The sequence below is a fragment of the Streptomyces sp. NPDC031474 genome (assembly GCF_055581185.1).
In genome coordinates this window covers 338,059-362,304 of record NZ_JBVIJX010000008.1, presented here as the reverse complement: position 1 = coordinate 362,304, position 24,246 = coordinate 338,059, and the positions used below count along the sequence as shown (strand labels likewise).

17 protein-coding genes and 1 pseudogene are annotated in these 24,246 nt (G+C 70.0%); 10 read left to right on the top strand and 8 right to left on the bottom strand.

Annotated elements, in window-relative coordinates:
• The first annotated feature begins 35 nt into the window (after nt 1-35).
• The 4 genes from ACZ5SK_RS18835 (at nt 36) to ACZ5SK_RS18820 (ending at nt 7,904) form a co-directional block, all read left to right on the top strand.
• Entirely contained in the window at nt 36-1,565 is a 1,530-nt protein-coding gene (locus tag ACZ5SK_RS18835) for a glycosyl hydrolase family 28 protein (protein ID WP_334576172.1), read from the top strand.
• Nucleotides 1,562-4,906, top strand: coding sequence for an alginate lyase family protein (locus ACZ5SK_RS18830; protein ID WP_468576309.1), 3,345 nt, complete (start codon nt 1,562-1,564; stop codon nt 4,904-4,906). The genes ACZ5SK_RS18835 and ACZ5SK_RS18830 overlap by 4 nt, the downstream gene beginning before the upstream one ends.
• A gap of 27 nt (nt 4,907-4,933) precedes the next feature.
• A complete protein-coding gene (locus tag ACZ5SK_RS18825) occupies nt 4,934-6,190 on the top strand; it encodes an alginate lyase family protein (protein ID WP_361705439.1) in 1,257 nt (418 codons plus the stop codon).
• Nucleotides 6,191-6,281: 91 nt separating this feature from the next.
• On the top strand, nt 6,282-7,904 hold the full coding sequence (locus ACZ5SK_RS18820) for a carboxylesterase/lipase family protein (protein ID WP_334576168.1): 1,623 nt from the start codon (nt 6,282-6,284) through the stop codon (nt 7,902-7,904).
• 111 nt (nt 7,905-8,015) lie between these two features.
• Here the strand turns inward: ACZ5SK_RS18820 and mmuM are convergent, their stop codons facing one another.
• The gene (gene mmuM / locus ACZ5SK_RS18815) at nt 8,016-8,957 is read right to left on the bottom strand and encodes a homocysteine S-methyltransferase (RefSeq protein WP_334576167.1); all 942 of its coding nucleotides are present in this window, start codon (nt 8,955-8,957) and stop codon (nt 8,016-8,018) included.
• Nucleotides 8,958-9,061: 104 nt separating this feature from the next.
• Nucleotides 9,062-11,170 carry an autotransporter-associated beta strand repeat-containing protein gene (locus tag ACZ5SK_RS18810; RefSeq protein ID WP_457493727.1) on the bottom strand — a complete coding sequence of 703 codons (2,109 nt, stop codon included), beginning with the start codon at nt 11,168-11,170 and terminating at the stop codon, nt 9,062-9,064.
• Nucleotides 11,171-11,408: 238 nt separating this feature from the next.
• On the opposite strand from ACZ5SK_RS18810, the pseudogene ACZ5SK_RS18805 reads away from it, so the two are divergent.
• Together ACZ5SK_RS18805 and ACZ5SK_RS18800 are read left to right on the top strand one after the other, a co-directional pair.
• A pseudogene (locus ACZ5SK_RS18805) lies at nt 11,409-11,591 on the top strand (alpha-N-arabinofuranosidase); the annotation flags it as partial.
• Nucleotides 11,591-13,003, top strand: a complete 1,413-nt coding sequence (locus ACZ5SK_RS18800; RefSeq protein WP_334576163.1) for an RICIN domain-containing protein — start codon at nt 11,591-11,593, stop codon at nt 13,001-13,003. The pseudogene ACZ5SK_RS18805 and the gene ACZ5SK_RS18800, both read left to right, overlap by 1 nt.
• 7 nt (nt 13,004-13,010) lie before the next feature.
• Here ACZ5SK_RS18800 and ACZ5SK_RS18795 read toward each other — a convergent pair whose 3' ends face one another.
• A complete protein-coding gene (locus tag ACZ5SK_RS18795; protein WP_457493728.1) occupies nt 13,011-14,693 on the bottom strand; it encodes a rhamnogalacturonan lyase B N-terminal domain-containing protein in 1,683 nt (560 codons plus the stop codon).
• Between the two features lie 190 nt (nt 14,694-14,883).
• On the opposite strand from ACZ5SK_RS18795, the gene ACZ5SK_RS18790 reads away from it, so the two are divergent.
• Nucleotides 14,884-15,930: a rhamnogalacturonan acetylesterase gene (locus ACZ5SK_RS18790; RefSeq protein ID WP_334576159.1), complete on the top strand. Its 1,047-nt coding sequence runs from the start codon at nt 14,884-14,886 to the stop codon at nt 15,928-15,930.
• 90 nt (nt 15,931-16,020) lie between these two features.
• Nucleotides 16,021-17,772 (top strand): DUF2264 domain-containing protein, encoded by a 1,752-nt coding sequence (locus ACZ5SK_RS18785; protein ID WP_334576157.1) that lies wholly within the window; start codon nt 16,021-16,023, stop codon nt 17,770-17,772.
• On the opposite strand, the gene ACZ5SK_RS18780 is transcribed toward ACZ5SK_RS18785, so the two are convergent.
• The gene (locus tag ACZ5SK_RS18780; RefSeq protein WP_334576155.1) at nt 17,717-19,102 is read right to left on the bottom strand and encodes a hypothetical protein; all 1,386 of its coding nucleotides are present in this window, start codon (nt 19,100-19,102) and stop codon (nt 17,717-17,719) included. The genes ACZ5SK_RS18785 and ACZ5SK_RS18780 overlap by 56 nt on opposite strands.
• 89 nt (nt 19,103-19,191) lie before the next feature.
• On the opposite strand from ACZ5SK_RS18780, the gene ACZ5SK_RS18775 reads away from it, so the two are divergent.
• Entirely contained in the window at nt 19,192-19,563 is a 372-nt protein-coding gene (locus tag ACZ5SK_RS18775; protein WP_334576153.1) for a VOC family protein, read from the top strand.
• A 25-nt stretch (nt 19,564-19,588) separates the two neighbouring features.
• On the opposite strand, the gene ACZ5SK_RS18770 is transcribed toward ACZ5SK_RS18775, so the two are convergent.
• From ACZ5SK_RS18770 to ACZ5SK_RS18760, 3 genes are all read right to left on the bottom strand, one after another.
• A complete protein-coding gene (locus ACZ5SK_RS18770; protein ID WP_334576151.1) occupies nt 19,589-20,185 on the bottom strand; it encodes a TetR/AcrR family transcriptional regulator in 597 nt (198 codons plus the stop codon).
• 170 nt (nt 20,186-20,355) lie between these two features.
• Nucleotides 20,356-21,687, bottom strand: a complete 1,332-nt coding sequence (locus tag ACZ5SK_RS18765; RefSeq protein ID WP_468576306.1) for a jacalin-like lectin — start codon at nt 21,685-21,687, stop codon at nt 20,356-20,358.
• Nucleotides 21,688-21,919: 232 nt separating this feature from the next.
• Nucleotides 21,920-22,564: an NADPH-dependent FMN reductase gene (locus tag ACZ5SK_RS18760; protein WP_334576148.1), complete on the bottom strand. Its 645-nt coding sequence runs from the start codon at nt 22,562-22,564 to the stop codon at nt 21,920-21,922.
• 130 nt (nt 22,565-22,694) lie between these two features.
• On the opposite strand from ACZ5SK_RS18760, the gene ACZ5SK_RS18755 reads away from it, so the two are divergent.
• Nucleotides 22,695-23,381 carry a TetR/AcrR family transcriptional regulator gene (locus tag ACZ5SK_RS18755; protein ID WP_334576146.1) on the top strand — a complete coding sequence of 229 codons (687 nt, stop codon included), beginning with the start codon at nt 22,695-22,697 and terminating at the stop codon, nt 23,379-23,381.
• Between the two features lie 61 nt (nt 23,382-23,442).
• Here the strand turns inward: ACZ5SK_RS18755 and ACZ5SK_RS18750 are convergent, their stop codons facing one another.
• Nucleotides 23,443-24,243, bottom strand: a complete 801-nt coding sequence (locus tag ACZ5SK_RS18750) for an ABC transporter permease (RefSeq protein WP_334576145.1) — start codon at nt 24,241-24,243, stop codon at nt 23,443-23,445.
• Nucleotides 24,244-24,246: the final 3 nt, after the last annotated feature.

Sequence of the window (24,246 nt, the reverse complement as noted above, 5' to 3'; positions counted from 1 at the left end):
CCTCCTACCGACCTGTCTGTTGCAAGGAGTCGCACATGATCACGCCTTTGTCCCGCCGTACCGCCCTGCAGGCGGCCGGCGCCACGGTGCTCGCCGCCGGCCTCACCAACCTCACGGCCACGGCGGCCCGGGCCGAAGGGGCGGACGACAACTCCGCCCCCAGGCTGGTCACGTACCCCCGTCCGGCCACCATGCCGACCAACACCAGCTTCAAGGTGCGTGTGCGCACCGCCCCCGACGGCGACTGGCAGACGCTCGACGTCTACCGGCCGCAGCTGGAGGAGATCAACGCGACCACCGGCTCCGGCAAGGTCTACAACTCCTCGATGGTGTACTTCGACTTCCAGGGCTCCGTCGAAGTCGAGGTGACGTACCTCAAGGGCGGCACCACCAAGGCCCGGGTGAGGCCGGACTCGTACGGCATCAAGCCCGAACTCGGCGGCGACACGCTGGTGTTCACCCTTGACGAGCCGAAGGACGTCGTCGTCCAGATCAACGACGAGATCTTCGACTGTCTGCACGTCATCACCAACCACATCTGCCCCAACCCGCCCTCGGCGGACGACCCGGACGTCATCTACTTCGGCCCCGGTGTGCACACCGTCACCGGCAACGTCCTCACCGTCCCCAGCGGCAAGACCGTGTACCTCGCGGGCGGCGCCGTCCTACAGGCGCAGGTGTTCTTCAAGAACGTGGAGAAGGCCGCCCTCACCGGCCGCGGCATGCTCAACGCCGGCCCCGGCGGCATCCTCTGCGAGGGCAGCAAGAACATCCGCGTCGAGGACGTCATCATCATGAACCCGAACGGCTATGCGGGCACGTTCGGCATGAGCGAGAACGTCCATGTCAAGAAGGCGCGTTCGTTCAGCTCGAAGGGCAATGGAGACGGTTTCGACGTCTTCTCCTCGACCGGGATCGTCTTCGACGGCTGTTTCATGCGCAACTCCGACGACTGCTTCGCCATCTACTGCCACCGCTGGGACTACTACGGCGACACCCGCGACATCACCATCCAGAACTGCACCCTGTGGGCCGATGTCGCGCACCCGATCAACGTCGGCACGCACGGCAACAGCGATGCCCCCGAGACGCTCGAGAACCTGGTCATCAAGAACATCGACGTCCTCGACCACCGCGAGCCCCAGATGAACTACCAGGGCTGCATCGCCCTCAATCCGGGCGACTCCAACCTCATCAAGAACGTCCGCATCGAGGACGTGCGCATCGAGGACTTCCGCTGGGGCCAGGTCATCTACATGAAGGTGATGTTCAACCCGAAGTACAACACCTCGGTCGGCCGCGGCATCCAGGACGTCTACGTCAAGAACCTCAGCTACACGGGCACCCACGCCGAGCCGTCGCTGTTCCTCGGCTATGACGCCGAACACGCCATCGACAACGTCACCTTCGAGAACCTGGTGATCAACGGGGTCGTCGTCGCCGACTCGATGAAGAAGCCGAAGTGGTACTACACCACCGACGCCATCCAGTGGTTCTACAACGAGCACGTGACGAACCTGACGTTCCTCACGACCGCCGAGGCCGAGGCGGCCGCCGCGTCATGATCACCCCCGCGACCAGCCGCCGGGGCTTCCTCGGCGGCGCGGCGGCCCTGCTGCTGGCGTCGGGCGCGAGCGGACTGCTCGTTCCCGGCGTCGCCCGGGCCGCCGACCGGAACGACACCGGCACCGGTACCAGAGCCTTCGCCCACCCCGGCCTGCTGCACACCGCCGACGACCTCGCCCGGATGAAGGCAGCCGTCGCCGCCAAGCAGTCCCCCGTCTACGACGGCTACTTGGCGTTCGCGGCGCACGCCCGCTCCTCGGCCTCGTACGCCGTCCAGAACACGGGCCAGATCACCAGTTGGGGCCGCGGCCCCACCAACTTCCAGAACCAGGCCGTCGCCGACTCGGCCGCCGCCTACCAGAACGCGCTCATGTGGGCTGTCACCGGCAACCGGGCCAACGCCGACAAGGCCCGCGACATCCTCAACGCCTGGTCGGCGTCCCTGACGGCGATCACCGGCGCGGACGGGCCGCTCGGCGCCGGGCTCCAGGCCTTCAAGTTCGTCAACGCGGCCGAACTCCTGAGGCACAGCGACTACGACGGCTGGGCGCAGACGGACATCGCCCGCTGCGAGCGGTCCTTCCTCGACGTCTGGTATCCGGCCGTGTCCGGCTACATGCTCTACGCCAACGGCAACTGGGACCTGACTGCCCTTCAGACCATCCTGGCCATCGGCGTGTTCTGCGAGGAGCCCGTGCTCTTCGAGGACGCCCTGCGCTTCGCCGCGGCCGGCGCGGGCAACGGAAGCATCCCGCACCGCATCGTCACCGACGCCGGGCAGGGCCAGGAGGCCGGCCGCGACCAGGGCCACGAGCAGCTCGCCGTCGGCCTGACCGGCGACATCGCCCAGGTCGCCTGGAACCAGGGCATCGACCTCTGGGGCCACGAAGACAACCGCATCCTCGCCAACTTCGAGTACGCCGCCCGTTACAACCTCGGCGGCGACGTCCCCTTCACCCCCGACCTCGACCGCACCGGCAAGTACATCAAGAAGACGGTTTCCGCGACCGCCCGCGGCAACCTGCCACCGATCTACGAGATGGCCTACGCCCACTACGCCGGCGTCCGAGGTCTCGACACCCCGTACACCAAGGCCGCCGTCTTCCGTGGCACCGGCGACGCCCGCACCGTCGAGGGCAGCAACGACGACCTGCCCAGCTGGGGCACCTTCGCCTACGCCGGCGCGACGGCCACCTCGTCGACGACGGCGCCGACGGCTCCGGCGGGCGTCACCGCCGTCGGCGACGGCAGGTCCGTCACCGTGAGCTGGCTGCCGTCCGTGGGGGCGAGCACGTACAGCGTCCGCCGGGCGACCAAGCCCGAGGGCCCGTACGAGGAGATCGCCACGGGCCTCGACAAGCCGACGTACAGCGACACCGACGCGCGAGGGGACCGGACGTACCACTACACGGTCATCGCCTTCAACTCCCAGGGCGACAGCGGTAATTCACGCATCGCCTCCGCCGCAGCCGGCCTCCCCGCCCCCTGGTCCACCCAGGATCTCGGCGACGTGAAGATCCCCGGTTCCGCCGCCTTCGACGGCGAACGCTTCGTCCTGGAGGCGAGCGGCACCGCCGACGCCTATCGCCTCGTGCACCTGCCGCTGCCGGGCGACGGCACGGTCACCGCACGGATCGTGTGGCCGCTCAGCTCGCAGTATTCCAAGATCGGCGTAACCCTGCGCGACTCGCTCGACGCGGACGCGGCGCACGCCGCCATGCTGATCCAGGGGCTGCCGCTGCACACCTGGAGCGGTGTGTGGAGCGTACGGCCGTCGGCCGGGGCGGAGATCTCCGCCACCGGCAGCACACCCGTGCCGCCCGCCCAGCAGGACGCCATCACGAGCAACGCGTCCTTCCCGATCTCCAACCTCGGCGCCCTCCCGGAGTCCGCGACCCCGCTTCAGGCCCCGTACGTCGAGGGCGCGGGCGACGGCTACCGGCTGCGGGCGCCGTACTGGGTGCGGGTGACGCGCAAGGCACGCCGGTGCACCGGCGCGATCTCCCCTGACGGCATCCGCTGGACCGAAGTCGGCTCCACCGAGGTCGAGTTGGGGCACACCGCGTACGCGGGTCTCGTCCTCACCTCCTGCCTCGGCGTCGACGAGGACTACGCCGAAACCGGCACCGGAGCCTTCGACAACGTCACCGTCATGTCGGCCTCGGGCGAGGTGTGGACGGTATCGCACCCGGCCGGCGCCGCCACCGGCCTCACGGCGACCACCGGCGCGGACGCCGTCGAACTGGCCTGGACCGACCCGGACCTCTCCGCCCGCTACAAGGTGCTGCGCTCCACCGACGCCGACGGCCCGTACCGCACCGTCGCCACCGGCATCGGCCCCGTCGGCTTCGGCACCCGCATCCGGTACGCCGACGCCACCGGCACGCCCCGCACGACGTACCACTACGTCGTCGCGAAGACGAACGCCGGGGGCCGCGGCCCGCTCTCGGAGTCCGCTGCGGCATCCATGCCCATGCCTGGCACGCCCCAACTCACCTCCGTGACCACGGCGTTCGCGAACAGGGGCGTTCCCTTCCGGCACCTTCTGCGTGCCTCGCACGAGCCCATACGCTTCACCGCGGACGGGCTCCCCGACGGCCTGCGCGTCGACAGACGCACCGGTCTGATCTGCGGCACCCCCAACGAGAGCGGCGAGTTCACGATCACCACCACCGCAGGCAACGCGGCGGGCGACGGCACCGCCACCCTCGCCCTCACCGTCGGCACACCCCCGCCCACCCCCTGGACCTACGGTGATCTCGGCGACGTGATCCTCGACGACCGGGCCTACGGGACGCTCGGCGTCGTCGCGATCCGTACGCCGGGCAGCAGCTCGTACGACGACGGAACCTTCACCGTCCGCGGTGCGGGCATCGACCTGACCGTCAACAACCAGGGAATGACAGGGCAGTTCGTACGACAGCCCGTCACCGGCGACTGCACGGTCACCGCCCGGCTGGTCTCCCGCACCGGAGCCACCGCCGACCGGGTGGGCCTGCTGATGGCCAAGTCGCTGTCACCGTTCGACCAGGCCGCCGGAGTGATCGTCACCGGAGGGACCTCCGCGCAGCTGATGCTGCGCAAAACCGTGGCCGGCGCCTCCGCCTTCTCCGGCACCGCACCTGTCCAACTGCCCCTGCTGCTACGGCTGAAGCGCGCCGGGACCGCCTTCGCCGCAGCAGTGTCCACCGATGACGGCGCCACCTGGTCCGCTCTCGCCTCCGGCGAGATCCCCGGCTTCGGTGACGCCCCCTTCCACGTGGGCCTGGTGGTCTGCTCCCGCAGCCCGCTGGCCCTCGGCACCGCCCACTTCGAAGAGGTGAGCATCACCCCCGACTGATCCCCCCACGGATTGGAGTCGCACAAGATGAGCCGCATCTCCCCCCACCAGAGCCCCGAACAGGGCGAGTTGAGCCGCCGAGGTCTGCTGAAGACCGCCGGCGGCCTCACCGCCGCACTCGCCCTCGGCGGTTCCGCGGCCGCGCTGGCGGGCCCCGCCGCCAGCGCAGCCCCGGCCACCTTCACCCACCCCGGCATGCTGCACAACGCCGGAGACATCAACCGCGCCAAGGTCAAGGTCGCGGCGAAAACCGACCCCTGGCTGTCCGGCTGGAACAGGCTGACCGCCAACTCCCACGCGCAGTCCACCTGGACGCCCAACCCGCAGGCCACCATCATCCGCGGCGGCACGGGCGAGAACTACGGCATCCTCTACAACGACATCGCCGCCGCCTACCAGAACGCCCTGCGCTGGGCGGTGGGCGGTACGGCCGCCAACGGCGACACCGCCGTCAGGATCCTCAACGCCTGGTCGTCCAAGCTGACCACCCTCACCGGCAACGCCGACCGGTTCCTCGCGGCCGGCATCTACGGCTGGGAGTTCTGCCAGGCCGCCGAGCTCATGCGCGGCTACGCGGGGTTCGACCTGGCGAAGTTCCAGCAGATGATGGTCAACGTCTTCTACCCGCTCAACAACCAGTTCCTCACCCAGCACAACGGCGCCTGCATCACCAACTACTGGGCCAACTGGGACCTGTGCAACATGGCCTCGGTCATGGCCATCGGGATCCTCACCGACAACGCGGCCAAGTACGACCAGGCCGTGAACTACTTCAAGACCGGCGCCGGCAACGGCTCCCTCGCGCACGCGGTCCCGTACCTGTACACCGACTCCGACGGCTACGCCCTCGGCCAGTGGCAGGAGTCCGGCCGCGACCAGGGCCACACCATGATGGGCATGGGGCAGATGGGCGCCCTCTGCGAGATGGCCTGGAACCAGGGCGACGACCTCTACTCGTACGACAGCCGCCGCTTCATGAAGGCCGCCCAGTACGTCGCCAAGTACAACCTGGGCCAGGACGTCCCCTACACCACCTACACCTGGGGCACCGGCACCAACTGCAGCCAGCAGTCACAGACGGTGATCAGCTCCGGTTCCCGCGGCCAGGTCCGCCCGGTCTGGGCCATGCTCCACTACCACTACAACCGGCGCCTCTACCTCGACGACAAATGGATCTCCCAGATGTGCTTCTCGGTGGCCCCCGAGGGCGGCGGCGGGGACTACGGCTCCACCAGCGGCGGCTACGACCAGCTCGGTTTCGGCACCCTGATGTACGCCAAATAGCCCTGCTGCGGGCTCGTGCACCGGAATACCGCGCGACCTTGTGGTGCTCTGGTACTACCGGTGCGCGAGCACGCGAAGGGCTGGTGGGCGCATGACAGCAGACCAGGCGAACCCCGTGGTCAGGACGCCGTACGGGGCCGTACGCGGCAGGTACGAGAACGGCGTCGCGGTCTTCAGGGGCATCCCGTACGCCGCCCCGCCGTTCGGTCCCGGGCGCTTTCGGTCCCCCGCGCCGCCGGAGCCCTGGGAGGGCGTGCGCGACGCGGGCGCCTTCGGGCCCACGGCGCCGAAACCGCCGTACTCCGACGCCTTCGCGCAGTACCTGTCCGACCCGGACCTGCCCGGTGACGACTGTCTCAACCTCAACGTGTGGACGTCGGAGCCGGGACCGGGCGCCCGGCTCCCGGTCATGGTGTGGCTGCACGGCGGCGCCCTGACCCGTGGCTCGTCGGCCGTGCCCGTGTACGACGGGCACGCCTTCGCCCGCGACGGCGTCGTCCTCGTCTCGGTCAACTACCGGCTCGGAGTCGAGGGCTACGGACTGTTCCCGGACGCCCCCGCCAACCGCGGACTGCGCGACCAGCTCGCCGCGCTGGCATGGGTCCATCGCTCCATCAGGGCCTTCGGCGGCGACCCCGACCGGGTTACCCTGGCCGGACAGTCCGCCGGAGCGATCAGCGCCGGCGCCCTGATCGCGGCCCCGCAGGCGCAGGGCCTGTTCCACCGGGCCGTCCTGCAGAGCGGACCGCCGGAGGCCTTCGAACGGGACAAGGTCCGGCGCATGGTGCGCCGTATGGCCGCCCGGCTGAAGGTCCCTGCCACCGCCGAGGCCTTCGCCGCCGTCGACCGGGACCTGCTGTTGCGTACCCAGGCCGAGGTCGGCAGGCTCAGCAGCCCCGTCCTGGGCGGGCCCGCCTTCGGCATCGTCGTCGACGGCGACCTCGTCCCGCGCGACCCCCTGCAAGCCCTCATCGGCGGGGACGCGGCCTCCGGCATCGACCTGCTTCTCGGCTGGACCCGCGACGAGTACCGACTGTGGCTGGCCCCGGGCGGTCTGCTGGAGCGCGTCGACCGACTGGGTCCCGTGGCCCTCGCCGGCGCCATGGCCCGCTGCCGCTGCGGCCCCGAGGTGCCGCGCGGCTACCGGGCCCTGCACCCCGGGGCCGGGACCGCCGAGATCGTGGGCCAGATGGTCACCGACAACCTGCTGCGCCTGCCCCTGCAACGGCTCGCGGACGCCCGCCCCGGGTCGTCGTACGTGTACGAGTTCGCTTGGCCGTCGCTCAGGCCCGGACTCGGCGCCTGCCACGCCCTCGAACTCGGGTTCGTCTTCGACACCGGAGAGACGCCCGATTCCGCGAAGCTCGCGGGGGACGACGCGCCGCAGGAGCTCGCCGACGCGATGCACGGGGCCTGGACACGGTTCGCGGCGACGGGCGACCCCGGCTGGGAGGCCTGGGACGCGGCGCACCCTGTGCGGATCTTCGGCGACGTCGGCAGCGGACCGTACCCGAGCGACGACCTGGCCTACACCGCATACGGTCCGCGCGACCGTGAGCTGGCCCTGTGGACGGCGGACGCGACCGCCGCTCCGGGAGAATCCGCCGACGGCACGGCGACGCCGGACCCGCTGCCCAGCAGGCCCGTGCGCGGCACGGAACTCAGGTCGGCAGTGCGCAGGCTGCGCCGCGCCGGCGGAGTGCGGGGCCGCTGACGGCCTGACCGCCGCGTGGGCCCGTCGCACGTGGCCGGTCCGGCACGTCGGGCCTTCAGGCCGACCTCGACGGGGCAGAAGAGGCCCGGTGCGGTCTCCGCCTGGGCCCTTCTATGCGGAGGTCAGCGTGCGGGCGATCGAGGCGACCGCCTCCGGGCCGACCCGGCAGCAGCCCCCGATCAGCCGTGCCCCCGACTCCCGCCAGCCCAGGACCTGCTCGGGGGTGAACGTGGAGCGGCCGTTCCAGGCGCGTGCCTCGGCGTCCCAGACCTCGCCGCTGTTCGGGTAGACGACGACCGGCTTGCCCGTCACCCGCGCCGCGGTCGCCACGGCGGCGTCGACGTCCTGGGGGACACAGCAGTTCACACCGACCGCGATCACCTCGTCCACCTCGGCAGCCAGGGCGAACGCCTCCTCCAGCGGCTGCCCGGCGCGGGTACGGTCGTCGGCGATCGAGTACGACAGCCAGGCCGGCACGCCGAGGCCGCGCACGGCGCGCAGCAGCGCCTCGGCCTCGTCGGCGTCGGGAACCGTTTCCAGCGCCAACACGTCGGGCCCCGCGGCGGCCAGCACTTCGAGTCGGGGACGATGGAAACGCTCCAGCTCTGCGACGCTCAGCCCGTAGCGGCCCCGGTACTCGGAGCCGTCGGCGAGCATCGCCCCGTACGGGCCGACCGAGGCCGCCACCCACAGCGGGTGGGCCACCCCGTTGCTCCGCGCCTGCCGGGCCGCTTCCCGGGCCAGCTCCACGCTCTGCGCGAGCAGCCGGGCGGCTTCCTCGTGGTCGATGCCGCGCTTCGCGAAACCCTCGAACGTGGCCTGGTAACTGGAGGTGATCGCCACGTTCGCGCCCGCCTCGAAGTACGCGAGATGCGCCTGAGTGATCGCCTCGGGCCGCTCGGCGAGAAGCCGCGCCGACCACAGCTCGTCGCTCAGGTCGTGCCCGGCGGACTCCAGCTGATTGGACATACCGCCGTCGAGGACGACGGTTGCGGCGGCGAGAGCCGCGGTGAGGGACGTCTGCGCGCGAGGGGAAGGGGTGTCGCTGGTCATGTCATGACGCTAGTCGAAGGGACGGCGGACAGCTCGGTCCGTCCAATACATGAACAGCTTGCCCACCATGCGGGATGCCCGGTTCGGTGAGGTCACGCGAGGGCTCATCGTCCGTGCGCCGAGTGCCGTCCGCCCCGACGTCGACCGCCGCGCCGCGTGCGCTTGCTCGCCGGGACGAGGAGGGCGCCGAGCAGCCCGGCCGCCAGGACATACGGCCACCAGCCGAACCCGCCGCTCTCGGCCGCGCTCGCGCTGCGCGTCCCGGCCGTCACGGCGCCCGACGACGCCCGTCCGTGCACGCTCGCCGAGGGGCTCGCGGCCGTGGCAGTCAGGACGACGTCATTGCCGTCGCCGCCCTTGTAACCGATCCGGTAAACGGTGTCGCCGAGTTTCACGTCGGCTCCTTCCCGCAGCCCGTCGAAGGCGCCGGAGGTGGAGGTCCTACCGGTGTTGCTCAGGACAGTGATCTCCCGGCGGGGCGTCGTGCCGGTCGCGGCGGACAGGTCGATGCCGCCACCCAGCGAGACCTTGCCCGCCACCTTCAGGGGCGCCTTTCCCAGCACCAGTTGGCCCTTGTCGCTCTGCGTGTAGGCCCCGGTCACCGTCAGCCCGCTCGTGACCACGCCCTCGTTCGCCACGGCGCCCGTCACGATGCCGGTGCCGCTGAGCGTGCTCGTCACACGCAGAGCCGAGCCGCCGGTGTCCAGCCGTGCCCCCGCAGCCGTCAGCCGGATCGCCCTGCTGTTGGCGAGGGTCGCCCCGTCCTTGAGCGCGAGGGTGCCCTGCTTGACCGTCGTCGTTCCGGTGTACGTCACGGAGGGGCCCGTGAGTGTCGTCGTCGCCGCACCGGACTGCACGAGCGATCCGCTGCCGCCGAGCCGGGACAGGGAGGTCGCGGTTTTCGTGTTGCGCACGACGATCGTGCCGTCGTTCACGATGCGCCGCCGGTCGGTGCCGGTGAGCAGGGAACCGTCGCCCTGCGGCGATCCCAGTCGCAGGACCGCCCCCTTCTCCACGGTGGTCGAACCGTCGTAGTACTGCGCGGCCGCGAAGGTGACGTCGTTTCCCCTGGTTCCGGCGATGACGATGTCCCCGGCGCCGGGTGCGGCAAGGGTGTCGTGGTACCTGCCGCCGCCGATCGGTGCGCCCAGGGTGACCGGGCCGTTGTAGTCGAACGTCAGCAGGGACCGCCGTCCGCTCGCCTCGTGCAGATTGATGTAGACGGTGTCTTTGGTTCCCGGCATGAAGATCGTGTGCGTGGTGCCGTCGCCCCACTGCACGTTCGCGCCCTCGACGTTGGTGCCGCGCTTGTTCAACTGGTGCGCTATCGGCCGCCAGTTGATGCCCGGGTCGCTGAGCGAGGGGTTGGCGTCGCCGCCCTGGTCGCTGTAGCTGTACTGCCCCGTGAGGACGACCTTGCTGCCGGGCCGGGTGTGGACGTTGACGTCGCTTCCGTACTCCCGCTGGTAGAAGTTCTGCCGCAGCGTGATCGTCTGGTACAGCGGGGTGTCGATGATCCAGGAACCCTGGTTGAGGATCGCCCGGGCATCGGGCAGCGACACCGGATACTCGGGGCGGCCGACGGCCATCCCGGTGCCGTTGTCGATGACCCCGGAGAAGGGGTGCGTGCCCGCGAGGTCGAGGGTGCCCCACATGTTGCGGGGCTGGGTGACCAGGCCCGATCCACTGATGGTGCCGATGTTGAAGGTGCGGGTCAGCGACAGCCGGAGCGTGCCGTCGACGCGGACGTTGAGCTGGTTGAGCCGGTACCCGGGGGTGTTGTAGGGAAAGTGCCCGATCAGGCCCGTGCCCCCACCGGTGCCGTACTGCAGGGTCGTCCCGCGCTCCACCGTGATCGCGGGCGGGTCGGGGTTGCTGACCGTCGTGTACGGGTGGTTTCCACCCTGTGTGCGCACCACCTGTCGACGGCGTGCCTCGGGCAGCGTGAAGTCGCTGTCCTTGCTCAGCACGAGCGTGCCGCCACCGCGCACCGTAAGGCTTCCCTGGCCGCGGAAAACGCCGTCGTACGTGGTCGTCCCCGAGGGCACCGTGACCACCGTGTCGCCGGTGAGCGTCACGTCCCGGTTCGCGAGCACGTCGGCGGTGACGTCGCGGGCGCCGGCGGCCACGGCCGGGGGAGCGGCGGCCAGGAGGGCCGCGACGGCCGCGAGGGCGCCGGCGATCGCGCTTGAGGTGTGGAGAGGGCTGTGCACGGATCGGAGACGCGGCGGAGCGAGAGCGATAACAGAAACTTGCTCGCCTCGAAGGGTGGCTCGGGCCCGCCGGGCCGGAAAACCGATGTCCTGCCCGGAAACCTCCGGAAAGGGCTTTCCATCAAGTCTCGTCCGACCCGTTGACCTGCTCGTAACGCACCCTTACCTTTTCGGCGTTCGTCATTCCACATGTCGTTCGCAGTTCCGAACGCCCCTCTTGCGAGAGGCGACCGTGCTCACCGCAGGCGAGGACGGCGAGACCGATGTCCTGCTCCACCACGCCCGTCAGTGCAAGGAGCTCGACGGCGACCCGCTGGACGACCCCAACCGCCACAGCCGGTTCCAGACCTTCGGCCGGAGCCCGGCCGGCACCCCCGACTTCGGCGTCCCCGTCGCCGACACCGTGAAAGAGAGTGCGTGATGAGACGTGCGTACGCGACCCTGCTCGCCCTCTGTCTGGCGCTGATCGGAGCCTTCGCCACCGCGGGAACGGCTCAGGCGGCGCCGCAGACGATCGCCAACGGCACACAGTTCACCGACACTTCGGGCGCTCCCGTACACGCCCACGGCGGCGGGGTCCTCAAGGTCGGCTCCTACTACTACTGGTTCGGCGAGGACCGCAACGCCGACAACACGTTTCGGTACGTGGACGCCTACCGCTCCACGGACCTGAAGAACTGGGAGTTCCGTAACCACGTCCTGACCCAGTCGAGCGATTCCGAGCTGGCCACCGCCAACATCGAACGCCCGAAGGTCATGTACAACGCGTCCACCGGCAAGTTCGTCATGTGGATGCACAAGGAGAACGGCGCCGACTACAGCGAGGCGCGGGCCGCCGTGGCCGTGTCGGACACCGTCGACGGAAACTACACGTGGCAGGGCAGTTTCCGCCCGCTCGGCCAGTACATGTCCCGGGACATCACGGTCTTCGTGGACAGCGACGGCGCCGGATACATGGTCTCGGCCGCACGCGAGAACTACGACCTGCAGATCTACCGGCTCACCGACGACTACACCGGTATCGCGAGCCTGGTCGCCGACCCCTGGCACGACGGCCACCGCGAGGCCCCGGCGCTGTTCAAGCGGGGCGGCGTCTACTTCATGCTCACCTCGGCCGCGACCGGCTGGAACCCCAACCAGCAGCAGTACGCCACGGCGACCTCCCTCGCCGGGCCCTGGACGGCGATGACGAACGTCGGCGACTCGACGGCGTACGGCTCGCAGACCGCGTACGTCCTTCCCGTCCAGGGCACGTCGGGCACCTCCTACCTCTACCTGGGCGATCGCTGGGGCAACTCCTTCGGCGGGACCGTCAATGACTCCCGTTACGTCTGGCTGCCGCTGACCTTCCCCACATCCACCTCGCTGTCGATGTCCTGGTCCCCCGAAGTCACCGTCGACACGGCCGCGGGAACGGTCACCGGCACGAGCGCCACGTACAACACGCTGATCGCCCGGCACAGCGGCAAGTGCGCGGACGTCACGAGCCAGTCCCTGTGGGCCGGGGCCCAGATCAAGCAGTACGACTGCAACGGCGGCAACAACCAGAAATACTGGTTCAAGTCCGTCGGAAGCGGTTACTACCAGTTGGTCGTCAGAAACAGTTCCCTGTGCGTGCAGGAGAACGCGGGCACGGTCAGCCAGGAGAACTGCAACGCGACGGCCGCCGGCCAGCAGTGGTCGCTGACGACCTCGGGCAGCTATGTCAACGTCACCTCCCGGGCGAGCGGCAAGTGCCTGGACGTGAGCGGCGCGTCCACCGCCAACTCCGCCGCCGTCATCACCTACACATGCAACGGAGGCACCAACCAGCAGTGGACGCGCGGAACCTGACGCCAGATCAGGCAAGCAGGTCGATCGCATCGATCGAGGTGCCCGCACTGAGGTAGGAGGTCGTCCCCGAACCGCTCACCACGTTGATCTTCAGCACGTTGTACTGGCTGGTGTCCGTGAGCCACGCACTCGCCGGGACGCTGTAGGTGAACGTGTGGTTGTTGCCCCGGTAGGACCCGTTGGTCAGGGACCGGGTGCTCGGCTGGGTGGGCGGGGAGGGGATGGCCGAGGTCCAGGTGTCGTTCACGACGACCTGCGGCCGGCCGTTGGCGTAGGCCGTCGTCACGCCGATGCGCAGGGTGTGCGCGGCGGCGGCCTGGGCCGCGGTCAGTTTGAAGTAGACGAGCAGACCGCTGTTGACGTCCTTCCAGAGGTAGCAGGGGAACGCCGAGGTCTCGCTGCCGCTGCCGATCACCACGTTGCCGGTCCACGCGGCGGCCCGCACGTCCGACGGATGCGCGTACGTCATGAGGTCGGCGTTCTTGAAGCCGCTCGGCGTACCGGTCCAGTCGTTGATCCGCCAGATCGCGCTCGCGTTGCTCGGATCGTTCGAGGACGGGATCGCGATCGAGTTGAGGGTGGTCGTCCCGCCCGCGGACACCGTCACCTGGGTGCTGTACACAGCGAGCTCGGCCTTGTGAACGGTCAGCGTGTACGTCCCCGGCAGCACACCCGTGATCGAGAAGTAGCCGTCGGAGGAGCGCGCCGAACCCCAGTACTGGGCGGCAGAGTTGGCGAGTCCGACCGTGTACGGATACGCCGTGTCGCGCCCGGTGATGCCGACCCCGGAGACCCGGCCCCGACCGCTCGCCCCGACGTATCCGGCGATGCCGAGCGAGTCGGCCCAGGACGTGGTCAGGGTGCCCGGGAACAGCGACGAGGAGGGGGCGCCACCGTCCGTGAAGGCGATGACGTACGGACCCTGGAGGCCGAAGCGCTGATCCTCCGTCTGGTTCTGGCCGTAGTAGAGGATCTCGTAGAGGCCGCCGCCGTCGGCGCTCTGGTGGCGCAGGAGGGAGCGGTAGAAGGGGCCGCCGGAGGCTTTCTCGTGGTTGCTGCGCACGATCCACAGGCCTCTGCTGCCGGTGGTCCAGCCGATGTAGCTGTAGTCCATGACGCGCAGCTTGGAGTAGTGCTTGGAGCGGGTCTGGCCGTCGGACTTCGCGAAGACGTCGGAGGCCTCGACGGTGCTGGTCGTGTACGTGTAGGAGTCGGGCTCGTCGTTGAGGAACAGGCCGGCCTTGACGCGCACGATGTAACGGGTCGCCGAAACGGACGTGTCGGCCTTGTTGGTCCACAGATAGACGTTGTTCTCGCCGCTGCGGGCCGCGTAGTAGTGCCTGAGCGTGCCGTGGGTGACCGAGATCAGGATCGTCGAGCCGGACTGCGTGATCGTCACGGTGGAGCTGCCGAGCCCCGACTCGATGTGCGAGTTCATGCCGCCGTAGCCCTGGTACTCGGTGCCCCGGTAGACCAGGGAGGTCAGGTCGCCGGTGGTCTTGCTGACCTTGAAGACCAGGCCGGCGCCGGTGTCGACGACGTAGTTCGAGCCGTCGTCGGTGTAGCCGAAGGCCGCCGCGGCGGCCGGGAGGGCGAGCGGGCCGGCGAGGGCGGCCGAGCCTGCGGCGGCCGCGGTGCCGAGGACGAAGGTGCGGCGTCGGACCGGCCTGTGGCTCTCGGATCCGGACATGGGGGTGCCTCCTTCGGGAGGTGTGGGGGTGCGGGTGCCTGAGAGAGTGACAGTTGAATCGATTTCGCGAAAGGGCTTTCGCCTGTGCGAGGTTGGCAATCTTGTGAAATCGGTCCAAGGTCTAGAAAGCGCTTGCCAGAGGAGGTACGGTCCTGCCGCCAACCCTGTTGCCGCGCCGGAGGAGCTGCAAGTGAGACGTTTCAACATCGCCGTCATGGCGGCACTCGCCCTGACCGCGGGTCTGACGGCCGCTCCCGCCGCCCACGCCCACGGCGGACGCGCGCCCCTCGGCATCGACAACTGCACTGCCACCGCATGTCACTTCGACGTACCGCCCGGCACCTACGACGTGAAGGTCGTCCTCGGCGGCGACACCGACTCGAGCACCGCCGTCACCGGAGAGACGCGGCGCGCCCTGCTCCCGGAGACCGCCGCCCCCGCCGGTGAACGCCTCGCCCGCAGTTTCACGGTCGACGTCCGCACCCCCGAGGGCGAGCCCACCGGCGCCGCCGGAACCCCCGGCCTGGACCTGACGCTCGGCGGCTCGGCGCCGGCCCTGGCCGACATCAGGGTCACCCCCTCCCGGCACGCCCGGCAGATCTTCCTCATCGGCGACTCCACGGTCTGCGACCAGAGCGCCGACCCGTACACCGGCTGGGGCCAGCAGCTGCCGCAGTATCTGCGCAAGGGCGTCTCGGTCGCCAACTACGCCGACTCCGGGGAGAGTACGGTCACCTATCTGGGGAACCCGCTGCTGTGGGCCACGGTCCAGCCGCTGATCCGCCCCGGCGACCTCGTCCTGGTCCAGCTCGCACACAACGACAAGACGACCGACGAGGCGACGTACCGGACGAACCTCGAGACACTGGTGGCGGGAGTGCGGGAGAAGGGCGGACGGCCGGTCCTCGTCACCCCCATCGTGCGCCGTTGGTTCAACGCCGACGGCACTCTGAACAACGGAACAGCCCTGCTGGTCAACGGACTCGGCGTCGACCACCCGGCGGTGATCCGTTCGGTCGCGGCCGCGCAGGACGTTCCGCTGATCGACCTCACCGCCAAGACCAAGGCTCTTGTGGAGTCCCTCGGGGTCGAGGGCTCCAAGGCGCTCTACCTCTACAACGAAAAACGCGACAACACGCACACCTCCGTCCACGGAGCCACGGTCTACGCGGGCCTGGTCCGCGACGAACTCGTCGCCCTGCATCTGGTGCCGAGGGGCGCCGTGCGGGTGGGATGAACGCCTGGGGGCGCCCCGACCGGAACCGGGACGCCCCCAGGTCCTGGCCTCCCCAGGTCCCGACCCGGCCGCGAAGGAAAGAAACAGCACATGCACCTGCCCCCGCCCGACCCCGCCCGCAGCCCCCGAACGGGCTACACCCGCGCCCACTGGGAGGCGGCCGCGGACGCCCTGCTCGCCGCAGTGGAGCCGTACGCCACCGAAGATCGCGCCCTCTACCACTTTCCCGGCAACCGAGAGAGCTGGTCGGGCCGCCTCTCCGACGGCCTCGAGGGCTACGCCCGCACCCTGCTGCTGGCCGCCTTCCGCCGCGACGAGAGCGCGCTGGAGCGTTACGCGACCGGTCTCGAAGCCGGAGTTCTCGGCGTCTGGCCCCGCATCGGGGACCGGAGCCAGCCGCTCGTCGAGGCCGCGTCGATCGCCCTCGCGCTGCGACTGACCCGTCCGCTGCTCTGGGACCGCCTCGACGACGGCGTTCAGCAGCGCGCGGCGGCCTGGCTCGGCGACGCGCTGACCGCCGAACCCTGGCCCTGCAACTGGGAACTGTTCCCGGTCACGGTAGGCGGCTTCCTGGAGTCGGTCGGCCATGAGCCGGAGGCCTCCCGCAAGGCCGTCGACCGCGGCCTGGAACGCATCGAGCAGTGGTACGTCGGCGACGGCTGGTACACCGACGGCGCGGGCCGCGCCTTCGACTACTACAACGGCTGGGCGATGCACCTCTACCCGGTCCTGCACGCCTGGCTGGCCGACGACCCGGACCTGCTCGCCCGCTACGGCGGGCGGCTCAGGGCCCATCTCGCCGACTACGCCCGCCTGTTCGGCGGCGACGGGGCGCCGATGCACCAGGGCCGCTCCCTCACCTACCGCTTCGCCACCACCGCCCCCCTGTGGCTGGGCGCCCTGACCGGCCATACCCCGCTGCCTCCCGGCGAGACCCGGCGCCTGGCCTCGGGCGCGTTGAAGTACTTTCTGGAACGGGACGCGGTCGACGAGCGCGGTCTGCTGACCCTCGGCTGGCACGGCCCCGACGAGTCGGTCCTCCAGGGCTATTCGGGACCGGCCTCCCCCTACTGGGCGAGCAAGGGTTTCCTCGGTCTGCTGCTTCCACCGGAACACGAGGTGTGGACGGCGCGGGAAGCGCCCGGACCGGTGGAACAAGGAGACGCGGTCACCCCGCTTCCCGCCCCCAACTGGCTGGTGCAGTCGACGAGTTCGGACGGCCTGGTGCGCCTGCACAACCACGGCAGCGAGGACGTCCGCTACGACCCCTACTACACGCGGTTCGCGTACTCCACGGTCACCCGGCCACTTGGCTCGCCACCGGACAACGTCGTCGTGGTCGGCGGAGACGCGCACCGTGAGGGCATCGTCCCGCTCGGGGTGGGGGAGGGCTGGGCGGCCTCCCGGTATGTGCTGGACTCCGGCGCCGAGGTCACCAGTCTGGTGGTGGCCGACGGCGCGGTGGAGGTGCGGGCCCATCTGGTGGCCGGCGCGGCGCCGGGGACGCGGGTGCAGGTCACGGGCTGGGCGCCGGTGGAGGGCGCGGGTGAGCGTGCCGACCTGGTCCCCGTGCACGGGCTGACGGGCACGTCCGCGCTGACGGGCGTGCTGGGGGACGGCCCCGGGACTCTCTTCGTCGCGCTGGCCCGCCTCACCGCCGAGCCCGCCCCCCTGCCCCTGCGGGAACTGGTCTCCGTGGAGGTGCGGGGGGCGGGCGCCGACGACGCTCATGGGGCGTACGACCTGATCGTCCGCTGGCCGACGGGCTCGGAGAACCGGTTTTCCTTCACGGTTTCAGACGAGCGATCCCAAGCGTCGTCGTGGTCGGTGAAGCCCCGCTGAGCGCCGTCGCGTAGGTAGGCGTGACGGGGGCGTACGCCCAGGTCAGCGTCCCGTCCTTGAGGACCGCGACGTCCCCGGTGACACGCGTGGTCACCACCTTGTCCGCGCTCTGCGCCTTGCCGTTCCAGTCGACCAGACGGAAGTGGGTGCCCGTGAAGGCGCCGACGCAGGTGCCGCTGGTGCACTTGGAGCTCTTCAGGGACTCCCAGGACACGAGGAGGCGGTCCTTGCCGTACGGGGCGACATGGACGTTGACGTTCTCGGTGCCGACCGCGCTGGTGAGGTAAACCGCCTTGCCGGGACCGGAGTTGCGGTCCTTCATGAAGGCGAGGGCGACCTGATGCGTGCCCGTCGCCGGTTTCACCGTCCAGCCGCGGCCGCTGGCGTCGTCCGGGTTCTTCTTCGCCGAGACGGCGCCGCGGGAGGCGAACGCGGTTGCGTAACGGCCGGTGGACGACTTCACCAGGTCACCGGTGCGACCGGGGAAGGTGCCCCCGCAGTAACCGGCCCAGCACTGCTCGCGCTGCACCACGGGCGCCGTGTCCGGAGCGCCGATCCCGGTCGAGACGAACAGCCCGGAGCGCCAGTCGTCGAAGCACAGGGAGGTGAAGGCGCCGGAGGGCTCGGCGTGCAGGGCGATGCCCTCGTTGTGACTGCAGCCCCAGCTCCATCCGCCGCTGAGCTTCGCCCCCTTGGCGCTGACGTACGCCAGCTTGTCCCCGTAGTGCCCGTCCGCGAAGCCGCCGGCACCGTGCACGACGAAGTAGGCGCCGTACTTGCTGCCGTTCCAGGTGAGTTGCCCGTCGAGCAACGGGGCGGTGTCGTGGGAGGCGGTACCGGTGAGTTTCGTGCGGAAGGTCTGCCTGCTGCCCGTGTAACGGATGATCGCGGCCGCCGTCTCCTTCCACTTGTTCGTGTCGGCGACCCGCGTGAGCAGCGCGAAGCCGTCGTTGTGTGCGACCAGGCCGCCCACCTCCTTGACGCCCTTGACGACGGTGTCGGCGCCCGAGCGCTTCCCGGCGGCGGTGAGCGGCGTGACGTGCACACCGTCCGCCGCGGGCCAGGCGACGCGAAGCGTGCCGTTCGGGGCCACCGCGGTCGTCGTCCGCGTCCATTCCCGGGTGTTGTTGTACCCGGCGGACAGGTAAGGGAACTTGGCGGCGAGGGTGACGGCGGTGGTGGTGGGGGTGAGGTTCGGGGAGGTGGTCGCCGCCCCGGCAGTGGCCCACCATGCGCCGGCGAGCAGCCCGGCGGCCGCGAGCGCGCCGATCGCGGGCTTGCGTGCCGCACGGATACGGCGGTGGCGCGTCGTGTGTCGTGCAGATGTCATGGCCTGTGGTTGCCGCGGGGGAGGAAACGGTTGCCGTGCCAGGGGAATCTCCGTTGCCGCGGGCAAACGGTGTCCACAAGAATCCACGCATGACTTCTGCCATCCGTCACGTGACGATCGACAGTTCCGACGCCTACGCCCTCGGGAGTTTCTGGTCCGAGGTTCTCGGCCAGCCCCTCCATGAGGACGACAAGCCGGGCGACCCCGAGGCGCTGATCGCGGGCGCGGGCCTGCTCTTCGTCACCGTCCCGGAGCCCAAGGGCAAGAAGAACCGCATCCACTTCGACCTCCAGCCGCAGGACCGCACCCGTGAGGAGGAGGTCGAGCGGCTGCTGGCCCTCGGCGCCACCCTGGTCGACGACCGCCGCCGGCCCGACGGCACGGGGTGGGCGGTCCTCGTGGACCCGGAAGGCAACGAGTTCTGCGTGGAGCGCAGTGCGGCAGAGCGCTCCGCCGACTGAGAAGACGGTCTCCGGGGACGCGGCGTCAGCCGGCGGTGGCGTCCTCCCGTGGCCAGTGGGTGAGTGCCAGATGCAGGGCGTCGATCGCCTTGTTCCACGACCGCTGCACGTCCCGGGGCGCCCCGAAGCCGCCGCCGGCCTCCAGCACGCAGTACCCGTGAAACGTGCTGCGCAACAGGCGCACCGCGTCCGTGATGTCGGGTTCGTCGAGACCGTAGGCGCGGAGCATCCCGTAGGTGATGTCGACGGTGCGGCGCAGCACGGGGGATGCGGCGGCCAGCTCCTGGTCGAGTGCGTCGTCGATACGGATCTGGGTGGCGGCGTACCGTCCCGGGTGCCGCAGGGCGTACTCCCGATAGGCCCCCGCGAAAGCGACCAACGCGTCCTTGCCGGCGAGTCCTACGACGGCTGCGGCGATCTGGTCGATCATCTCGCCGCCGACGAGCAGCGCGAGCCTGGTGCGCAGCTCCCGGAGGTTTTTGACGTGCGAGTACAAGCTCGCGTCCTTGACTCCGAAGCGCCGGGCCAGCGCCGAGACAGTGACGTTGTCGAAGCCGACCTCGTCGGCCAGCTCGGCGGCGCCTTCGACGAGGCGGTCGGTGGTGAGGCCGACTCGTGGCATGGAGGGGACCGCCTTGTGTGCGCTCGGGCCTGGAGGTACTGGGCAGGATCCTAAGGGTCCCGCGCGCCCGAAACGCCTACCGGGACGCTTCCACGCGAGGGGCCGGCCGGCCGCAGGCCTGGCGGAGCCTCGGCGGGGTCCTCGGCGGAAGCGTCCTGGCGTGACGAGGTTCAGCTGATCGGCGCGTACAGCACGCCCAGCTTGTCCACCTCGTCGCCCGCGCGGCCCGTGAGGCCGACGATCTGCCAGCCGGACGGGGCCGTGAACGTGGTCGTGTCGGCCGTCGCGGTGCCCGAGGACAGCGTGCGGCCCTTGTCCGTGGTGAACCCCGCGGAGAAGATCCTTGTGCGGCCGTCCTTCTGGCCCTGCGTCAGCTTCACCGAGGTGAGGTGTTCGCCCGTCGCCAGCGTCAGCGACGTCGCCGTACCGCCGGTGCCTCCGTGAGTGACCGTCGTACCACCGTCGTACGTCAGCGCCACCGCGTCCAGGCGGGCGCTGCCGCGCAGGGTCAGCGTGCGCGGGGCCGGGGTGGCCGACAGGTCGTCCGCGTCGTTGAACGCTGTGCCGTGCGGACCGCCGAAGAAGTCACTCGCCCGCACGCTCGGGTTGAGGGTGTAGGAGAAGTCGACCGTGTGCGGGAAGTGGTCCGAGAGGTTGCCTCCCGCGGAGTCCAGGAACGACGCCCATTCGTTCTTGTAGCGGGTCGCGTTGAGGGTCAGGAGCTTGCTGCTCCGGTAGAGAACCTTGTCCACGACCTCGCAGTCGTTCGTCGGCGCCGTCGTCGGGCACAGCAGCGCGTCGGTGCCCTGGGTGGGCCGGGTGCCGCCCTTCACCAGCTTCACCCACGCGTCGGTCAGGCCGTTCTCGTCGGCGAGGGTGCGGATGTTGTCTCCGGCCCGGGTGTAGCGCGTGTTGGTGTCGCCCATCACGAGCACCGCGTTGCCGGACGAGTTCGCCTGGATGAAGTCCGACAGTTGCTTGATGTTGGCGCGTCGGGCGGCCAGCGCGTCATCGGAGTCGTCGGCGTTGGTGTGGACGTTGTAGAGGTCCACGAAGACGCCCTCCGCCAAGCGGGCCCGGGACAGCGTGAAGCCCTTCGGCGTAAGGCAGTTGGTCCCGGTGCAGTTGTTCCACCGCACCCGCTCGAAGTCCTCGAAGGCGTAGTTCGAGAGGGTGTTGAGGCCGTCGCCTATGGCCGCGCCGCCACTCGTCGCGGTGCGGTACGGGTGGTTGTCGCCCGCGTAGAGCGCGGCGTGGTAGTTGAAGTCCTCCTGCACGTTGACGATGTCGTACGCCGCCAACTTCGGTGAGATCAACGGGGTGTTGGTGGCCGGGTGGCCGGAGCTGAGTCCCTCGGGCAGGCCCGCGACGTTGTACGTCAGGACGTTGAAGCTGCCGGACGCGGCGGCGGCGGGCGCGGCCTGGGCGGGCAGGGCGGCGGTCGCGGTGAGGCCGGTGACGGCCAGGACGCCGGCTGCCAGGGTGCCGATGAGTCGTCTCATGTGGGGGTGTCTCCGGTCGGGGAGGGGGCGGCGAGAAAGGTGAACAGAGCTCAGATTGGGGCCGACCGGTGTGACACACAAGGTCTGTTGAGGAAACAGTGAGTGCAGGGCGGAAAACGCTTACCGCGGCTTGTTCTGCTTGTGCTGTTTGCGTTGCTTGCGGCGCTCCGGCGCAGAGCGGCGTTCCGTCGTGAGGTCGAGGACCGATGTCATCGAGCCGGTGATCACGACCTCAGCCCTGGTAGGGGCGGCCGGCGCGGGCGCTCCGCAACGTCTGCCCCCACCAGGTGAGTTGGCCGATCATGCCCTTGGCGGCGCCCTCGCAGACGGCCGCGTCGCGCGGTGTGCCGTCCTCTCCGAGCCCCGACCAGGGACCGTGCAGGCTCACGGCGTCCCGAACCGTCATGGCGTGCAACTCGGCGAATACCAGCCGCAGTTGCTCCACTGCTCGGATGCCGCCGGCGAGACCGCCGTAGGAGACGAATCCGACCGGCTTGGCCTGCCACTGCGAGTGGTGCCAGTCGATGAAGTTCTTCAGTGCGGCGGGGAAGCTGTGGTTGTACTCGGGGGTGACGACGACGAAGGCGTCCGCGGCGGCCAGCCGTGGTGAGACGTCCGCCAGTACGGCCGCGGTCTCGGGGCTCTGCGAGCCGCCCCAGCCGGGCATGACCAGGGGCAGCTCGGTGTCGGCGAGGTCGATGACGTCCAGGTCCAGGCCGTCGAGTCCGGTGACGGTGTCGAGGAACCAGTCCGCCACGGAGCGGCCCTGGCGACCCTCGCGGACGCTGCCGACGACGACGGCCACGCGCAGCGGGGCGTCGTTCTCGACAGCGGCGGTGACGGTGGTTTCGGCGGTGGGCGGGTTGTCGGCAGGCATGGGTGTCCCCTGTTTCTTCCTCACGGCCCCTGCGGGGCGGGACGGCCGCGCGGTGCGGCCTCACCTTCGGTAAGCTACAACGAGCGTTGTAAAAAGTGCAACGAGCGTTGTAATCAGCGAGGAGTCGAGGGTGGGCACAACCAACGAGAGCTGGGTTGACGAGGCACGGCGCTCGGTCTCGCCCCGCAAGCTGGAGAAGCAGACGGCGATCGCAAGCGCGGCCTGCACCGTCTTCGGTCGAGAGGGGTACGCGCGCGCCTCCGTGGATGCCCTCGCGGCCGAGGCCGGCGTCTCGACGCGCACGCTCTACAACCACTTCCCCGGCGGCAAGGCGCAGCTCTTCGGCGCGGTCGTCACCTGGACGTCAGCCGAGGTCAAGGACGCCCAACTGGCCTGCCTGCACGGCGTGTTGGATCCGGATCGGCCACCTCGGCCGCAGGACCTGGAGCGTGACCTCGTCGCCCTCGCCCGCGGCTTCGTCGGCCTCATGGCCCAGTACCCGAATCACTTCGCCCTCGTCCGCCACATCCACGCCGAGGCCGACCACGTCCCACGCGAGGTGCTCGACGCCTGGCGGGACGCGGGGCCGGGCCCCGTCGGCCGCGCCCTGGCCGAGGCGATGGAGAGCCTCGCCGCCGCCGGTCTGCTCGACGTGCACGGCGACGCGACCCTCGCGGCGACGCACTTCACGGCGCTGGTCTCCCACGCGATCACCCAGCGCTCCCACTACGGGGTGCTGCCGCTGCCGAAGGAGGAGACCGAGCGTTTGATGAGTGGCGGTGTCGCGGCGTTTCTGCGGGCGTACCGTGCCGCGTGATCCAAGCGGTGGCCGAGGGGACGGGATCGTCGGGCGCCCGCGGACCTCCGTGCCGTGGGTGTCATCCGTTCACCCCGGTGTAGTGGCCGAGGCTCCACCGCCACAGCAGCCGTGAGCCGATGTACGCCAGCAGGCCCACCAGCGGGGAGGCCGCCGCCAGCCAGTAGGGGACGCCGGTGTCGTGGCCGTGGCCGGTCAGGACGGCGGCCGGGAAGTACGCGACGAAGGCGAGGGGAAGGCCGTAGGTCAGCAAGCCGCCCACTGCCTTGGGCAGCACGTTGAGCGGGTAGCTGCCGAACGTGCCGAGCAGTTCCTCGAGCCAGCCGCCCCAGTAGTCGGCGGCCGGGAAGCGCAGGGCGGCGGAGGCCACCGCCGTGAACAAGGCGGCCTCCAGGAGCATGCCGCCGAGCACGGCCACGATCAGGTACGAGGTCCGGCCCGCTGTCCAGTCGAGGTGACTGCGGCTGAGCGCGCCCGCCATCAGGGCCACCGCGACGGTCAGATCGCCGATGGCATTCGTGGGAAACACGCGCAACTGGACCTGGAGATGTACCGGCATGGGCCGCACCAGGCAGACGTCGATCCTGCCTTCCTGGATGAAGTGACCGATGCCGTGCATCCGTCCCAGGAAGAGGACGAACAGACCGTGGGCGAGCATCCGGGTCGCCGGGATGAGCAGCACGTCGGAGCTGTCCCAGCCGCCCATGCCGCTGAAACGGGTCAGCAGCACGGTTGCGAAAACGATCACCGAGACCTGCCAGACGGCGCCGATCGCGACCATCATCAGGAACTCGGAACGGTACTCCAGCTGGGCGCGGAAGTTGAGACGCGTGATCCGCCACGCGAGACGTATGGCTTTCAAGCG

Bases quoted from the DNA above. Each gene is read 5' to 3' on its own strand.
- ACZ5SK_RS18835 (WP_334576172.1), top strand. From the start codon at position 36: ATGATCACGCCTTTGTCCCGCCGTACCGCCCTGCAGGCGGCCGGCGCC.
- ACZ5SK_RS18780 (WP_334576155.1), bottom strand. From the start codon at position 19,102: ATGACATCTGCACGACACACGACGCGCCACCGCCGTATCCGTGCGGCA.
- ACZ5SK_RS18770 (WP_334576151.1), bottom strand. From the start codon at position 20,185: ATGCCACGAGTCGGCCTCACCACCGACCGCCTCGTCGAAGGCGCCGCC.
- mmuM (WP_334576167.1), bottom strand. From the start codon at position 8,957: ATGACCAGCGACACCCCTTCCCCTCGCGCGCAGACGTCCCTCACCGCG.
- ACZ5SK_RS18800 (WP_334576163.1), top strand. From the start codon at position 11,591: ATGAGACGTGCGTACGCGACCCTGCTCGCCCTCTGTCTGGCGCTGATC.
- ACZ5SK_RS18785 (WP_334576157.1), top strand. From the start codon at position 16,021: ATGCACCTGCCCCCGCCCGACCCCGCCCGCAGCCCCCGAACGGGCTAC.
- ACZ5SK_RS18775 (WP_334576153.1), top strand. From the start codon at position 19,192: ATGACTTCTGCCATCCGTCACGTGACGATCGACAGTTCCGACGCCTAC.
- ACZ5SK_RS18795 (WP_457493728.1), bottom strand. From the start codon at position 14,693: ATGTCCGGATCCGAGAGCCACAGGCCGGTCCGACGCCGCACCTTCGTC.
- ACZ5SK_RS18765 (WP_468576306.1), bottom strand. From the start codon at position 21,687: ATGAGACGACTCATCGGCACCCTGGCAGCCGGCGTCCTGGCCGTCACC.
- ACZ5SK_RS18830 (WP_468576309.1), top strand. From the start codon at position 1,562: ATGATCACCCCCGCGACCAGCCGCCGGGGCTTCCTCGGCGGCGCGGCG.
- ACZ5SK_RS18825 (WP_361705439.1), top strand. From the start codon at position 4,934: ATGAGCCGCATCTCCCCCCACCAGAGCCCCGAACAGGGCGAGTTGAGC.
- ACZ5SK_RS18760 (WP_334576148.1), bottom strand. From the start codon at position 22,564: ATGCCTGCCGACAACCCGCCCACCGCCGAAACCACCGTCACCGCCGCT.
- ACZ5SK_RS18820 (WP_334576168.1), top strand. From the start codon at position 6,282: ATGACAGCAGACCAGGCGAACCCCGTGGTCAGGACGCCGTACGGGGCC.